The organism is Anabaena sp. AL09 (assembly GCF_001672255.1).
Classification (GTDB): Bacteria; Cyanobacteriota; Cyanobacteriia; order Cyanobacteriales; family Nostocaceae; genus Dolichospermum; species Dolichospermum lemmermannii.
The window spans coordinates 37212-52058 of record NZ_LJOQ01000033.1 but is presented as its reverse complement, the minus strand read 5'-3'; the positions used below and the strand labels follow the sequence as shown (position 1 = coordinate 52058).

Below are 14847 nucleotides of genomic sequence, written 5' to 3'. Positions count from 1 at the left end.
AGCATTGTGCTTACTTTTTCACAAGAATATTGGCTGCACCATTGCAGTCTGCATTCACCAGAATACCAAATTGAGTACGATACAGACCCCGCTGAATTCGCTTGCCAGAGAACTCGTACTTCTTGGGATTGTCGGCATTAAAAACAGGAATATTGTCATTGTCTAAAAAACTAGCTTTACTAGGATAAGATTCTTCCTGTTCTACGTATTTGATTCCGGATCTCTCACAGAGAGCTTTTAGCTTAAATCTCAAACTGCTGTGGGGAATCTGTACGAAGTTCTGATGATTGCGAGAACCAAATGCACCAAAGACCACAGCGGTTAAAACCGTGGTCAGTGAGCTTGTCGAACTGCCCGTGTCGCGGCTGGTGAGCTGCGTCGATAGCGTAGCGTGGCGTTAGCCATACCATCCCTCTCAGGTCTAAAGACCCGCTCGTTTCCCGCTTACCGCGAGGTCTTATTATTGGGAAATGGGCTGACAACATTTGTTAATTCTTGGCTGGTAAATCCGCCATAAAAACGAAATTATTCGCCAAGATTTGACAATGCTGTTGTCCCCTGTCTCCATCTTTCCCAGAATTTAATCTGTCATCAATCATGTAAACTGACTAGTGATGATCTAGCGTAAACGTGGTTTAACAACAGGTTTGGGAATATTGTTCTCTCGTTCTTTCGACTTGGGTGGTAGTATCCGCTCTTCCTGTTCTTCATCAAAAGACACACTTTCCCGACTTTGGGAACTGTTGCCATAAATATCCAGGTATACTGATTGCCCAGCTAGTTCGGCTGCGGCGGCAATTACAGTGCGAATTGCCTGGATATTTCGTCCCCCTCGACCAAACACTTTTTCTTTATCTGTGCTATTAAATGCAATGCGAACCCAAGCCCGCTTTAGGGTTTGAGACATTTCACAATCAACGCTTAAAGATTCTGGAGATTCTAAAAACGGCTGCACAAGAAACTCTACCAGCCCAACATAATTGGGACTGGTTGCTAGGGATTTCATCTCAAGACTATGATGCGGCTGTTGCACTGACCTGTTCAAAAACGTTAGCTTTTACGAGGATACTACGAACTGTATCGGTAGGTTGAGCGCCTTGTTGTAGACGCTTAATGATACCAGGAATGTTTAATTTTACTTCATCAGTTCTGGGGTTATAAAATCCTAGTTCTTCTAGGGGGCGACCGTCACGACGGGCAAGATTGTTAATAGCAACAATCCGGTAACTTGCTTCGCGCTTTTTACCAAATCTTTTTAAACGCAATTTGATCATGTTGAGAACTGTTTCTCCTGTTCCTAGTGAGTGAGTTTGTAACTGATTGATAAGGAAGTGATGGGGATATTATACCCGCCTTCACAACTTCCAACACTGAAATGCTAATTTTAGCACTTTCTAGCCGTGAATGGCGATTAGTTTAGTTGTCAGTTGTCAGTTGGAAAGTATCGGCTCAATAAGTAGGGGGTAAATACAGTGCTGGTATAGACCTTGGTCTAAATAATTTGATGGCTATAACTTCCAACCATTCCGGTATTAAACCGTTATTGATTAATGGTAGACCATTGAAAAGTATTAACCAATTCTTCAATAAAAGAGTAGCTAAAGCGCAATCAGTAGAAGCCTGGAGACAAGTTAAAGAATTAAATAGTAAGCGTGACAGACGAGTTGATAATTATCTCCATACTGTTTCCCGTAGAGTAATTGATTGGTGTCAGTTAAATGATATTAGTCAATTAATCATCGGCAATAATTTAGGATGGAAGCAAGACATTAATATTGGGAAAAAGAACAACCAGCAATTTACCAAAATCCCTCATGCTAAATTAATCAGTTTGTTGTCTTACAAGGCTAAGTTAGCAGGTATCGAAGTTGTAATTACTGAAGAAAGTTACACATCCATTGCTAGTGCTTTAGATGGTGACAATCTGCCTGTTTACCAGGATAAATCAGATAGTAAACCTACTTTTAGCGGTAAACGGATTAAAAGAGGTTTATATAAAACCTCCAGTGGTAAAATAATCAATGCTGATACCAATGGAAGCATGAATATAGCTAGAAAAGTAATCCCAAACTTTATGAATGGGATAGAGGGATTGCCGTTTATCCCTGTAGTCTTAGGTCTTTGGTCTAAGATTGCAAACGTAGTTGTCTAGTATTGTCTATCCTTAGGTAGCTTTGTCCAGATTTCTATGAGCGGTAGGAGAAAAAAATCAAGTCAGCGAAGAACACGCAATATCATAGAATATGACAGATGACGCAAAAACTAGATTCAGTTAAAAATTATCTCAAAAAGTCCCTAGGGCATAGGGCTTTAAAGCTCGGTTAATGTCTTCATAGAGGAGTCGCCGAGAAGCCCACACTCACCTGTTCGCGCAAGCGTGCCGCAAGGCATAAGGGCGTGTGTGGAGTATGTCACACCAAATTGGTGCGCGGGGTTAACTATACCACTAATGTAGTGTTTGAAAAGTCCGACAGTTGGTAAAAAATCTCTCTCAATATACGCTGTGAATAGATGGTAAACACATCATAATATAGGGTAGGCAATTTTGCCCCCCTATACAGATTTTACACAGTGTTAAAAAACTAACCTAAATTAATTCCCTTCCCGCAACTTATCCAAAACACTACGATCCTCTAAAGTCGAAGTATCCCCCGCTATTTCCTGTCCTGATGCCAAATTCCGCAACAAACGCCGCATAATCTTCCCAGAACGGGTTTTCGGTAAAGCATCAGTAAACCTGATTTCACCAGGACGTGCGATCGCTCCAATCTCATTCACAACGTGCTTCTTCAGTTCCTTACTCAACTCCTCACTGGCTTGATAAGTCCCCTCCAAAGTCACAAAAGCCACAACTTCCTCACCCTTCAAATCATCCGGTTTACCCACCACCGCAGCCTCAGCCACCGCCGGATGAGACACCAAAGCCGATTCCACTTCCATCGTTCCTAAACGGTGTCCAGAGACATTCAGGACATCATCCACGCGCCCCATTACCCAGAAATAGCCGTCCTCATCCTTTCTCGCCCCATCACCGGCAAAATACGTATAATTACCATTTGTGGGCGGAATATGTTCCCAGTAGGTGCGACGGAAACGATCAGGATCACCGTACACAGTCCGCATCATTCCCGGCCAAGGATGACGAATTGCTAAATAACCACCTTCGTTATCAGGGACAGAATTACCTTCTAAATCCACCACATCCGCAATAATACCAGGGAAGGGGAGAGTGGCTGAACCTGGTTTAGTAGCAATTGCCCCAGGTAAGGGTGTAATCATAATCCCACCTGTTTCCGTTTGCCACCAGGTATCCACAATCGGACAACGTTCACCACCAATAACTTTTTGATACCACATCCAAGCTTCGGGGTTAATGGGTTCACCCACGCTTCCCAGTAATCGCAGAGAAGAAAGATTACGTTTGTTAGGATGGTGTTCACCCATTTTGATAAAGGCGCGAATTGCCGTTGGTGCAGTATAAAAAATATTAACACCGTATTTCTCGATTACATCCCAGAAACAACCAGGATTAGAAGCACGGGGCGCACCTTCATACATGAGAGTCGTTGCCCCGTTGGACAGGGGACCATAAACTATATAGCTATGTCCCGTAATCCAACCGACATCGGCGGTACACCAATATACATCAGTATCGTGAAGATCAAAAATCCATTTGGTAGTGATATGGCTGTATAAGTTATAACCGCCTGTGGTGTGGACTACTCCTTTCGGTTTGCCTGTACTACCGGAAGTGTAGAGAACAAACAGCATATCTTCGCTGTCCATAGGTTCAGCGGGACAATCAGCAGAAACGCCTTGTTGTAAATCGTGCCACCAATGGTCACGTCCTGCTTCCATCTGTATTGTTTGATTTGTGCGTTTGACAACTAGCACATCTGTAATACTGGGAACTGCATTATTCTCTAAAGCTTTGTCTACCTGCTCTTTGAGGGGAACAATTGCATCTTTGCGCCAACCACCATCGGCTGTGATCACTAACTTAGCTTCGGCATCATTCAAGCGATCGCGCAAAGCTTCAGCACTAAAACCACCGAAAACAACGCTGTGAGGTGCGCCAATTCTCGCACAGGCTAACATAGCAATGGCAGCTTCGGGAATCATCGGCATATAAATCCCAATGCGATCGCCTTTTTTTGCTCCTAGCTGCTTTAATACATTTGCAAACTGGCACACTTCCCGATGCAATTGAGCATAAGTCAGCGTCCGTGAATCTCCCGGTTCTCCTTCCCAAATCAATGCAGCTTTATTTTTCCGCCAAGTAGTGAGATGTCTGTCAAGACAATTGTAAGAAATATTAATCTTACCGTTGACAAACCACTTAGCAAAAGGTGGTTGCCAATCTAGGACAGTGTCCCATTTTTGAAACCAGTGTAACTCAGTTTCCGCCAATTCTGCCCAAAATTGTTGAGGATCTGCTTTGGCTTTGTCGTAAAGTCGCTGATAATCTGCTAAACTTTTGATCTGGGCATTTTCCGAAAATTCACTGCTAGGCGGAAATAGCCGCTTTTCCTGTAAAATGGATTCTATGGTTGGTTGAGACATAATGATGGATGCAAATGATAATGATATTGTGACTGAAAACTATTTTTAACGAAGTTGTGCTGAGTGTAAAGATTATTTACTGATCTGCTCAACTAGTCCTACTCTAGTCCGACAATTAGTTAATGCTGAATTATTCAGTACACCCTAAGATAAAATAATGATCATGTTTTTAACAGCCTTATTTACCGATTTAGTAGGATATAACTCTTTAGATGCTGTGTTAGTGTTTTACAATAGGGTATAGTTTGCAAGCCAGAGAAATTAAGGATAAACTAAATTTACTAATCGAGCAAGCCGCTGAAATAGATCCAAGTCTCACGATAAAATTAAGAGATATCAACCGTTGGATTAAACATATCAAGCTTGGTTCACTGATATCCAAACCCATCGTTGTCGCTTTTTTATTAGAAGTAATTACGGACTCTAAGGTTTGGTTAGCAATTAAATCTTTACCTTCAGAGGAAGACCAAAAACTCCAGTTTGAGCAAATGACCGCCAATGAAAGATATTGGTACAGTTGTCTATTTCCTAAATGGATAAACGCCACAGATACCAAATTTTATATTTGGAAGAAAAAAATGATGGCGGGGGAATTTAATCAGGCTGATAGTGATATCATTAAATATATAGCTCAGGATGTTGTTCATCGAGAAGGGGATTTTTGGCGGCGTTATATAGCTGACCTTTCTATGGCAACAGACCTGATAGTTAGCAATCATCAAAATAAACCACTCTGTATTCAAGTTACCAGTGTCAGTGAAGAATTTCATAACACCAAGTATCAAAAGTGGCAAAATTCACTGCAATTGTGGGAAATAGAAAGAGGATTATTTCTCAGTTACAATCCCCAAGACAATGATTTTATTCATCAGCTAGTCAATGTTGCACTGTATAACAGTGATCATCTTGCGGAAGGGAAGTATATGAATTTTTCCTGATTCCCGAATATTGAAATCGAAATCTGTGTCCTAGCTAACATCATTAATCCGCTGAAAATACCATTTATGGTTAACCAACAACAGACTAATAATAGCGCTCAACTCGAAAATCTGACAGAAGCGTTAGCAGCAGCTCGGAATATGCAGCAAGATTGGTTAAATTATGGACTAAATTTTGTTCATATTTATGTCGAAGATGTGGAAGGTGATTGGCTAGAAACCTGGGGAGATGATGAAATATCTAATCCTTTATTTGATTCTATTAAAGACTTTTTAGTTAGTGATGATGATGTGGCTATCAAAATCAGAAATTATATGGGAGATACATCATTGTTTGATTTAGCAGTAGATTTAGAAGAATGTTTGAGAATCTCTAGAGAAAATGACAAAATATCGGCTGTGAAAGATGTGTTAGTAAGTGATATTAATCTTGATATTGATAATTTGGAATTATTGGATTTAGCTAGTTATTTTGTCAACAAGTGTTTTCACAAAAATTCAGAACCTAGAATTGTTGAAGTATAGTTTTCGAGAGTTTCAGAGAGTTTCAGATCCCCGACTTCTTAGAGAAGTCGGGGATCTTGTTTGTGGTATATAATGTTTTAGCTAAAAACTGTACAAGCTAACAGTTATCGGTGTGAAAATTTTATACTATACATTTCGGCACAAAAGATGTCAAAGCTGCTATTGTTTATGTAGTACGAGTAAATAGAAAATCGGAATCACCATAAAGCGATAGGTTTAGTAATCTATAGTAACCCCATATATCCTGAAATTAAATCATGTACAGTAGCAGCAATATGGAAAAACTACAAACCGCCTCCAGACAGGCAGAAATAGAAGCAACTTTCATCACACTTGCCAATCAATGGCGGGAAGAAAATCGTGGTATATCATCAACTAACCAAATGTGTATGCACCCTGCCTATCAACAAATTATAGGCATGGGTGAAGTCGTCATACCTCTACTGCTAAGAGAGCTTGAAAAGAAATCTGGACGCTGGTTTTGGGCATTAAAATCTATTTCCAGAGAAGATCCTGTACCTCCAGAGTACAGAGGAAATACAGAAAAAATGACTAAAGCATGGCTCGAATGGGGAAAGCAAAGGGGCTACAATTGGTAAGTAATAACGCCTGGGTTAACTATGTAAAAACATTTATTGAACGAGATTTTCCCAACCTAGTCATCCACGGATACAAGCTTACAAGCCCAGATACAACAGATTACAATTGTGTTGCTTGGGCAGCAGAAGACGATCAAAATTGGTGGTGGCCAGATGCTCAAAATGAAGAATACTGGCCTCCAGATGTTCCTAGAGAGGAGACCATTAACGCTTTTGAGCAAGCATTTCAAACTCTTGGTTATGAAGTCTGTGAAGATGATACTTTAGAACCAGGATTTCAAAAAATAGCAATATACGTTAATTCCAATAAAACACCAACCCACGTTGCTAGACAATTACCTGATGGTAAATGGACAAGTAAGCTAGGTCAAGACGAAGATATAGAGCATAATAATTTACAAGGTTTAACTGGTAATCCTGGTTATGGTGAAGTTACCTGTATTATGAAAAGACCAATTTGAAACTAGAAGAATAGTTAAAAAAGCGATCGCTTACTTGACTTCAGATATATCATACTCGGTTAATTACTCCCTTCCCAGCACAAGATATTAACTAAGAACTGTTAATTTAAAATCCCCTTATTTTACCAAATACTAATATGTCATTTGTTCCTTTACATATTCACAGTGATTACAGCTTGCTTGATGGTGCTAGTCAACTACCAGAATTGGTAGATCGTGCGATCGCATTAGGAATGAAAGCCATTGCCCTCACAGATCATGGTGTCATGTATGGGGCAGTTGAACTCATTAAAATCTGCCGCAGTAAGACTATAAAGCCAATAATTGGCAACGAAATGTATATCCTAAATGGTGATATTGAAAAACAAGAACGCCGTCACAAATATCATCAAGTCGTATTAGCAAAAAACACTCAAGGCTATAAAAACTTAGTTAAAATCACCACAATTTCCCATCTTCAAGGAGTACAAGGTAAAGGCATTTTTTCCCGTCCTTGTATTAACAAAGATTTACTCAAGCAATATCGTGAAGGTTTAATAGTCACCAGTGCTTGTTTAGGTGGAGAAATTCCCCAAGCAATTCTTAGTAATGATACATCTCTCGCCAGAAAAATTGCCAAATGGTATAAAGATGTATTTGGAGAAGATTTTTATTTAGAAATTCAAGATCATGGTTCTCAAGAAGACCGGATTGTGAATGTAGAAATTGTTAAAATTGCCAGAGAATTAGGGATTAAATTTATTGCTACAAATGACTCCCATTTTATTTCTTGTTTTGATGTAGAATCCCATGATGCCTTGCTATGTATTCAAACCGGCAAACTCATCAGCGAAGATAAAAGAATGCGATATAGCGGCACAGAATACCTCAAATCATCAGAGGAAATGCACCAGTTATTCCGTGACCATTTACCTGATGATGTCATTGCTGAAGCGATCGCCACCACAGAAGAAATTGCTGATAAAGTTGAACCTTATCACATCATGGGTGATCCCCAAATTCCCACACCCCAAATACCTTCAGGACATACAGCAGATACCTATGCAGAAGAAGTTGCTTGGGACGGACTTTTAGAAAGATTAAAACGCAAATCTCGCAACGAAGTAGATCCAGTCTATAAAGAAAGATTGGAATATGAATTAAAAATGATTCAACAAATGGGATTTTCCACCTACTTTTTAGTAGTGTGGGACTACATCAAATTTGCGCGAGATAATAATATTCCCGTTGGTCCAGGACGGGGTTCTGCGGCAGGTTCTTTAGTAGCTTATGCCATGAAAATTACGAATATTGATCCTGTACATCATGGCTTACTATTTGAAAGATTTCTCAATCCTGAACGCAAATCAATGCCGGATATTGATACAGATTTCTGCATTGATAAACGAGATCAAGTCATTGATTATGTAACTAATAAATATGGTGTTGATAGAGTTGCCCAAATCATCACTTTTAACCGTCTGACATCAAAAGCAGTTTTAAAAGATGTCGCTAGAGTGTTAGACATTCCCTATGGGGATTCTGACAAAATGGCGAAAATGATTCCTGTAGTTCGGGGTAAACCCACAAAATTGAAAGTGATGATTTCCGATGAAACTCCCGAACCAGAATTTAAAGACAAATATGATAATGATCCCACTGTACGGCGCTGGATTGACATGGCCATGCGAATTGAAGGAACTAACAAAACCTTCGGGGTTCATGCTGCCGGTGTCGTTATTTCCGCAGAACCATTAGATGAACTTGTTCCTCTACAACGAAATAATGATGGTTCTGTAATTACTCAATATTTCATGGAAGATTTGGAATCATTGGGATTATTAAAAATGGACTTTTTGGGTTTGCGGAACTTAACCCTAATTCAAAAAACCATTGATTTAATTGAACAAAGTAAAGGATATCGAATTGATCCTGATGAAATTACCGGACAGGAAAGAAAAGCACAAAAAATATTAGCTAAAGGTGATCATACTAACTTACCAAAAGACGTTGCTAAAGCTTATTCATTATTAGAAGCAGGTGATTTAGAAGGAATATTTCAATTAGAATCTTCAGGAATGAAACAGATAGTCCGAGATTTGAAACCTTCCAATATTGAAGATATTTCTTCAATTTTAGCACTGTATCGTCCAGGACCATTAGATGCCGGCTTAATTCCTAAATTTATTAATCGTAAACATGGACGAGAAGAAATTGAATATGATACTCAAATTTTAGAACCAATATTAAATGAAACCTACGGAATCATGGTTTATCAAGAGCAAATTATGAAAATTGCTCAAGATATGGCTGGTTATAGCTTAGGACAAGCTGATTTACTCCGTCGGGCTATGGGTAAAAAGAAAGTATCAGAAATGGAGAAACAAAAGCAAAATTTTATTGATGGTTCGGCAAAAAATGGTGTAATACCCCAAGTTTCTGAACATTTATTTGGGGATATGTTGAAGTTTGCCGAATATTGTTTAAGTTACGACACAGAAATTTTAACCGTTGAATATGGTTTTTTAGAGATTGGGGAAATTGTTGAAAAACAGATTGAATGTAAAGTTTATACTATTGATAGTAATGGAATGCTTTATACTCAATCAATTGCCCAATGGCATAATCGGGGACAGCAAGAAGTTTATGAATATTTGTTAGAAAATGGCGCAATTATTCGCGCTACAAAAGACCATAAATTTATGACTGAAGCAGGGCAAATGTTACCAATTGATGAGATTTTTGCCCAAGGATTAGATTTATTACAAGTGGGTGTTGGTGAATAAAAGCATGAATTTATCGAGCTTCGCTAACACGCAGAGGCGCAGATACAGAGATAGTAAGAGTTTAAGAGATGAAAATTTTGACTTTCATACCATGATTCAGTAATACCTAAAATCAGTATTTACATTCTTTTTTCTCTATTTCTGTACCTCTATGGTCTGTCTATGGCTCTCTTTAGGGATACTTTAAAGAAATTAACTACTTAAGTAAACAAATACAAATATATACATATACGTAACATATTAATCATACAATTGCATATCAGTATATTCTCACTGGTTCAAACCCCATTAGTAATGGTAACTTAAAATACGTAACCATTTTAGACGGGTAAAGAAAATGGCTGTTGGCATAGAAGAACAGGGTAGCAAGTTTATCACCACCGAAGCAATCAAAAATCAAGACGGAGAACAGAAGGTTTGGGATGCTTTCCGTAGTACCTTTGCTGATAGAAACTGCATTGGGTATTGGCGTTATCCCATTTTTTCCAAAGCTGGAGAAATTAGAAAAGAGCCGGATATCTTAATAGTTGATAGAGAATTTGGTGTAGTTGTAATTGAAGTCAAATCTATAAATATTGACCAAATTGCCGCTATTAATGGTCAACAATGGCAATTGCAAAATACTGATACCACAGAAATAAATCCCTACCAACAAGCAGAACATCAACTGCGAGCATTAATATCATATAGTGATAGAGAAACAGCACTTTGGCGAAAAGTTAATGGTAGAGCCATAGTTGCATTACCGCAAATTACCACAGAACAATGGCAGCAAAAAGGCTTTGACCAATTACCAGATATTCCGCCAATTATATTTCAAGACCAATTAGGAAAAGTTGCTTTAATTGAACAAATTCAACAAGCTAATATTGTCATTCCTGGAGCAGATTTAGAAGCTAAAAATTGGGAATTATTATTATCAGTGATAGGCGGTACACCTGTATTGCGGAAACCTCCCCGAAATCAAGTCAATACCACTGGGAAAACCCGTTCTAATGTCATTGATAGTTTACGAGAAAAACTCTATGAGATTGATTTACAACAAGAACATATTGGTAAAGAAATTCCCCCCGGTCCTCAGCGCATTCGCGGTATTGCCGGCTCAGGAAAAACTGTTTTACTATGTCAAAAAGCCGCACATATGCACCTGAAACATCCAGATTGGGATATTGCTTTAGTATTTTTTACCCGTTCCTTATATGATTTAATAACTGGTTTACTCGACCAATGGATAAAGCGTTTTAGTTGTGGTGAAATGCAGTATGACCCCAAAACTAACTCGAAGTTACGAGTCTTTCATGCTTGGGGAGCAAAGGAACAACCAGGTTTATATCGCATTATTTGTGAACATCATGGTAAAAGACCAGGAACTGTACAAAACACCAATGAAAGACAGCCAAATCGAGGTTTAATAGATTTAAGTAAACGGCTATTGGAAGAAATTACTATTCAACCAATGTTTGATGCCATCTTAATTGATGAAGGTCAAGATTTAGTAGCCGAAGATGATTTAAAATATCAGGATAAACAAGCTATTTATTGGTTAGCTTATCAATCTTTACGACCTGCTGATTCTGAACACCCAGAACAAAAACGCCTGATTTGGGCTTATGACGAAGCTCAAAGTTTAGATAGTTTAAAAATTCCTACCGCACCAGAATTATTTGGGATAGATACTAATCTTAATAAGGCGGTAACTGGTAGCTATAAAGGTGGCATTAAAAAATCAGAAATTATGCGCCGTTGCTATCGTACACCAGGTCAAATTCTCACATCTGCTCACGCTATTGGTATGGGTTTGTTACGTCCAGAAGGAATGCTGACAGGACTCACAAATCAAAAAGCATGGAAGGAAATTGGTTATGAAGTTGTCGGCGATAGTAAATTTATTTCTGGTAGACAAATTACATTGCGCCGTCCGCCAGAAAACTCACCAAATCCCATATCAGAAATCTGGGGAAAACCTGTATTAGAATTTGAAACTTATGGTTCTCGTCAGGAAGAAATGAAGGCTTTGGCTGAGAAAATTATGCACAATATTGTCCATGACGGACTTAACCCCAGCCGAGATATTTTAGTAGTAATTTTAGGATCTACCTATGAAGCAATGGAATTAGAAACCCAGATAGCTGGCTTTTTAATGGAATATGACATTGATGTTTATATCCCTACAGCTTTAAAGTTAAATGATTTAGTTCCCCAATATCCCAATCATGATCCTGATAAATTTTGGCACGAAGGTGGTGTGACGGTATCACGGATTACTCGCGCTAAAGGACATGAAGCGGATATGGTTTATGTGGTGGGTTTTGATAATGTAGCGCGGAATGAAAATGATGTGAATTTCCGCAACCAGTTATTTGTGGCTTTAACCAGGGCGCGAGGTTGGGCTAATTTAAGCGGTGTTGGTAGTTATCCTATGTATGAGGAAATGCGAAAGGTCATAGCTAGTGGTGAAAGTTTCACTTTTACCTACAAGCGTCCACCTAAACGTGATATTGGAGATAGTGAGTAAGCACTATCCGAAAATATCAGGTAATTAAATTCAATGCTGTATAACTCCAGCTTGCATTTGCAAACTGGAGCGTATAAAACATCTAGTAGTGTTATTTAATAACAAACTCAAATTGTAACTTCCTAGGTAGGATGATCAGGTTGATTCCAATCAGGGAAGAATTGCTATGATGACTACATCTCATCTCAAACTAGATTTATCTAATCGTGAAAAAACCATCACAACCATTTACATTCTTAAAAACTGGCATATTTCCTAGATCAATCGGTAGAACTTTCAAAAAAATTTTTAGTGATATATCTCCGAATGCAGATCAAGAATTTATTAAAAAATATCAAATATCCAGACAGCGGACAACCATAGCTGTCAAATTCTTATTACTGCTAATTATTGTTCCCCTTCTCACTCATCAACTATCTAAGCGGATATTTATCCTTCCCTTAGTAGAGAAGATGAGAACTGAAAACTCTCACCTGATTTTTCTCAATCAGGAAATGGAGAAAGAAGCTTTTCATGAATTAAAAATATTTAGAGCAGAATTAAAGTTTAAAAGTCTTCTGGATTCAGAATGGAAAAATTCCCCAGAAAATGTAGAATCCAAGATAAAAGAAAAAGCCATAGAACTAGCAGCAAAATTTCGAGATAAAAGTGCTAACGCTATTAGTAATATGTTTGCAGACATTATAGCATTAATTACCTTTGCATTAGTAATTGTTTTTAGTGCCAAAGATATTATTTCTCTTCAACACTTTGTAGATCAAATTGTTTATGGTTTAAGCGATAGTGCTAAAGCCTTTTTAATTATCTTATGTACAGATGTATTTGTAGGCTTTCACTCACCACATGGCTGGGAAATAATTCTGGAAGGATTTGCAGAACACTTAGGTTTACCCGCGAGTAGAAATTATATATTTATGTTTATTGCCACATTTCCTGTAATTTTAGACACTATAGTTAAATATTGGATATTCCGGTATCTTAGTCGTTTATCACCTTCAGCATTAGCTACCTTAAAAGAAATGAATGATTAATCATCTTAATTGGGCAGATTTCCCATTGTCAATAATTCTGAGAATGCTAAAATGGGGGGTAATCATTGTTTATTTTCATGAATTATGCGTATCCTCTTTAATCAAACATTAAAAGTCACAGTATTTATTACTAGCTTATTAGTAGTGAGTTTTCTTAATAAACAGCCAATTCAACAACAACAGATTGTTGAAAATTTATCATTATCCCAAATAGTAAATTCTCCAACTAAAGGATTTACTCATGATATATCTCCGCAAAAAATATCTAATATAAATGTCAAGAGTAATGAAAGATCCACATTTTATTCAGTCATAAATGAATGGCAAAAATATCAATATAGTGTTAATTCCAATCAAGTATTAAAAACAGGGAAATTACCAAATAATCCCATAAATTTTAATCAAGCTGATTTGTTAACCGTACTCACAAATACTAGACAATATTTTCAGAAATACTCTCAAGAAGATCCCGATATTCAACGCACAGGCATCTTAGTAACTCAAGGAGTTACCGTTAAAGATATTCTGAAAACATTAGATTTTATGATTGTCGTCTTAGAAGAAGACATTTCTAATAAGCGAACAACTCGGTTACAAAATCCTAACTTTATTAACGCCAATTTTCGCGTAATTAAATGGTCTGCTCATAACCCAGAAAATCCGCAGCAGAAACAATTAAGAATTACTAAATATGCAGCTTTTATTCATCCCGGTTCTCGACAAAAAACTTCTACATATAATACGCCAATCTACGCTATTAACGAAGAAGTAAGCCAAGAAAAATTTTACACTCAATATACCAAACAAGATGTTTTATCAGGTATTTATGAACCTGGAGGTAAAGAATTTGGTAAAGTTAAACCAATTGCTTATTTAACTCGCAGTGGTTTAGAAGCAGCACTCATGCAGGGAACAGTATTAGTTAATTTTACAGATGGAACTAAAGAGTTTTTAAACGTAGATAGAAATAATGGAATGTCCTATATTCGGGGCTTAAAAGCAACTGCACAAACACGTTATTGGTATTTTAAAGAAGTTGATGCAATTAAAGGCTATGGATATAAAATAGATGCCAAAATATCCATTAAACCAGGAGTAACATTTGCTGGGGATGTTCTCAATATTGGTTTAGGAAAAATAATTGTCATTGAAGATAATCAGAGTGGACAGAAACGTTTAAAAATGGGCGTAATTGCCGATACAGGTGGAGCATTTTTACCTAATCTTTATCAACTTGATTTTTTAGCAGGAACTTTCACCAGTGAAAGAGCTTTTGAGCAATACATTCAAAAATTACCTGAATATACAAATGCCTATATTTTAGTGAAAAAATAAAGTCAGTTGTCAGTAGGGGCGAAGCATTTGGAAGATAAATTATCCGTCATTGCCAAAAATAGTTCTCCAAATGCTTCGCCCGTACAGTTGTCACATTTGGAAGATAAATTATCCG

General features: G+C 37.8%; 13 protein-coding genes. 9 read left to right on the top strand and 4 right to left on the bottom strand.

Annotated features, from left to right (window positions below):
• Nucleotides 1–10: 10 nt before the first annotated feature.
• The 3 genes from AN490_RS05605 to rpsP form a co-directional block, all read right to left on the bottom strand.
• On the bottom strand, nt 11–316 hold the full coding sequence (locus tag AN490_RS05605) for a hypothetical protein (RefSeq protein WP_300000753.1): 306 nt from the start codon (nt 314–316) through the stop codon (nt 11–13).
• A 303-nt stretch (nt 317–619) separates the two neighbouring features.
• A complete protein-coding gene (locus AN490_RS05600; RefSeq protein ID WP_015081383.1) occupies nt 620–1006 on the bottom strand; it encodes a KH domain-containing protein in 387 nt (128 codons plus the stop codon).
• A gap of 7 nt (nt 1007–1013) precedes the next feature.
• The gene (rpsP, locus tag AN490_RS05595; RefSeq protein WP_015081384.1) at nt 1014–1274 is read right to left on the bottom strand and encodes a 30S ribosomal protein S16; all 261 of its coding nucleotides are present in this window, start codon (nt 1272–1274) and stop codon (nt 1014–1016) included.
• Nucleotides 1275–1480: 206 nt separating this feature from the next.
• Between rpsP and AN490_RS05590 the strand changes: the two genes are divergently transcribed.
• Nucleotides 1481–2152 (top strand): transposase, encoded by a 672-nt coding sequence (locus AN490_RS05590; RefSeq protein WP_300000755.1) that lies wholly within the window; start codon nt 1481–1483, stop codon nt 2150–2152.
• Between the two features lie 440 nt (nt 2153–2592).
• On the opposite strand, the gene acs is transcribed toward AN490_RS05590, so the two are convergent.
• Entirely contained in the window at nt 2593–4563 is a 1971-nt protein-coding gene (gene acs, locus AN490_RS05585) for an acetate--CoA ligase (RefSeq protein ID WP_300000752.1), read from the bottom strand.
• Between the two features lie 245 nt (nt 4564–4808).
• Between acs and AN490_RS05580 the strand changes: the two genes are divergently transcribed.
• From AN490_RS05580 to AN490_RS05545, 8 genes are all read left to right on the top strand, one after another.
• On the top strand, nt 4809–5501 hold the full coding sequence (locus AN490_RS05580) for a hypothetical protein (RefSeq protein WP_148760846.1): 693 nt from the start codon (nt 4809–4811) through the stop codon (nt 5499–5501).
• A gap of 66 nt (nt 5502–5567) precedes the next feature.
• A complete protein-coding gene (locus AN490_RS05575; protein ID WP_300000751.1) occupies nt 5568–6026 on the top strand; it encodes a hypothetical protein in 459 nt (152 codons plus the stop codon).
• 257 nt (nt 6027–6283) lie between these two features.
• Entirely contained in the window at nt 6284–6625 is a 342-nt protein-coding gene (locus AN490_RS05570; protein ID WP_217357543.1) for a hypothetical protein, read from the top strand.
• Nucleotides 6595–7086: a hypothetical protein gene (locus AN490_RS05565; RefSeq protein WP_254435816.1), complete on the top strand. Its 492-nt coding sequence runs from the start codon at nt 6595–6597 to the stop codon at nt 7084–7086. Before AN490_RS05570 ends, AN490_RS05565 begins: the two co-directional genes overlap by 31 nt.
• A gap of 137 nt (nt 7087–7223) precedes the next feature.
• Nucleotides 7224–9851, top strand: a complete 2628-nt coding sequence (locus AN490_RS05560; protein ID WP_300000750.1) for a DNA polymerase III subunit alpha — start codon at nt 7224–7226, stop codon at nt 9849–9851.
• A gap of 337 nt (nt 9852–10188) precedes the next feature.
• Entirely contained in the window at nt 10189–12366 is a 2178-nt protein-coding gene (locus AN490_RS05555; RefSeq protein WP_300000749.1) for a nuclease-related domain-containing DEAD/DEAH box helicase, read from the top strand.
• 206 nt (nt 12367–12572) lie between these two features.
• The gene (locus AN490_RS05550) at nt 12573–13397 is read left to right on the top strand and encodes a CemA family protein (RefSeq protein WP_300000748.1); all 825 of its coding nucleotides are present in this window, start codon (nt 12573–12575) and stop codon (nt 13395–13397) included.
• A gap of 84 nt (nt 13398–13481) precedes the next feature.
• A complete protein-coding gene (locus tag AN490_RS05545; RefSeq protein WP_300000747.1) occupies nt 13482–14732 on the top strand; it encodes a hypothetical protein in 1251 nt (416 codons plus the stop codon).
• Nucleotides 14733–14847 lie beyond the last annotated feature (115 nt).

Bases quoted from the DNA above. Each gene is read 5' to 3' on its own strand.
- AN490_RS05570 (WP_217357543.1), top strand. From the start codon at position 6,284: ATGTACAGTAGCAGCAATATGGAAAAACTACAAACCGCCTCCAGACAG.
- AN490_RS05555 (WP_300000749.1), top strand. From the start codon at position 10,189: ATGGCTGTTGGCATAGAAGAACAGGGTAGCAAGTTTATCACCACCGAA.
- rpsP (WP_015081384.1), bottom strand. From the start codon at position 1,274: ATGATCAAATTGCGTTTAAAAAGATTTGGTAAAAAGCGCGAAGCAAGT.
- AN490_RS05600 (WP_015081383.1), bottom strand. From the start codon at position 1,006: ATGAAATCCCTAGCAACCAGTCCCAATTATGTTGGGCTGGTAGAGTTT.
- acs (WP_300000752.1), bottom strand. From the start codon at position 4,563: ATGTCTCAACCAACCATAGAATCCATTTTACAGGAAAAGCGGCTATTT.
- AN490_RS05565 (WP_254435816.1), top strand. From the start codon at position 6,595: ATGGGGAAAGCAAAGGGGCTACAATTGGTAAGTAATAACGCCTGGGTT.
- AN490_RS05575 (WP_300000751.1), top strand. From the start codon at position 5,568: ATGGTTAACCAACAACAGACTAATAATAGCGCTCAACTCGAAAATCTG.
- AN490_RS05560 (WP_300000750.1), top strand. From the start codon at position 7,224: ATGTCATTTGTTCCTTTACATATTCACAGTGATTACAGCTTGCTTGAT.
- AN490_RS05545 (WP_300000747.1), top strand. From the start codon at position 13,482: ATGCGTATCCTCTTTAATCAAACATTAAAAGTCACAGTATTTATTACT.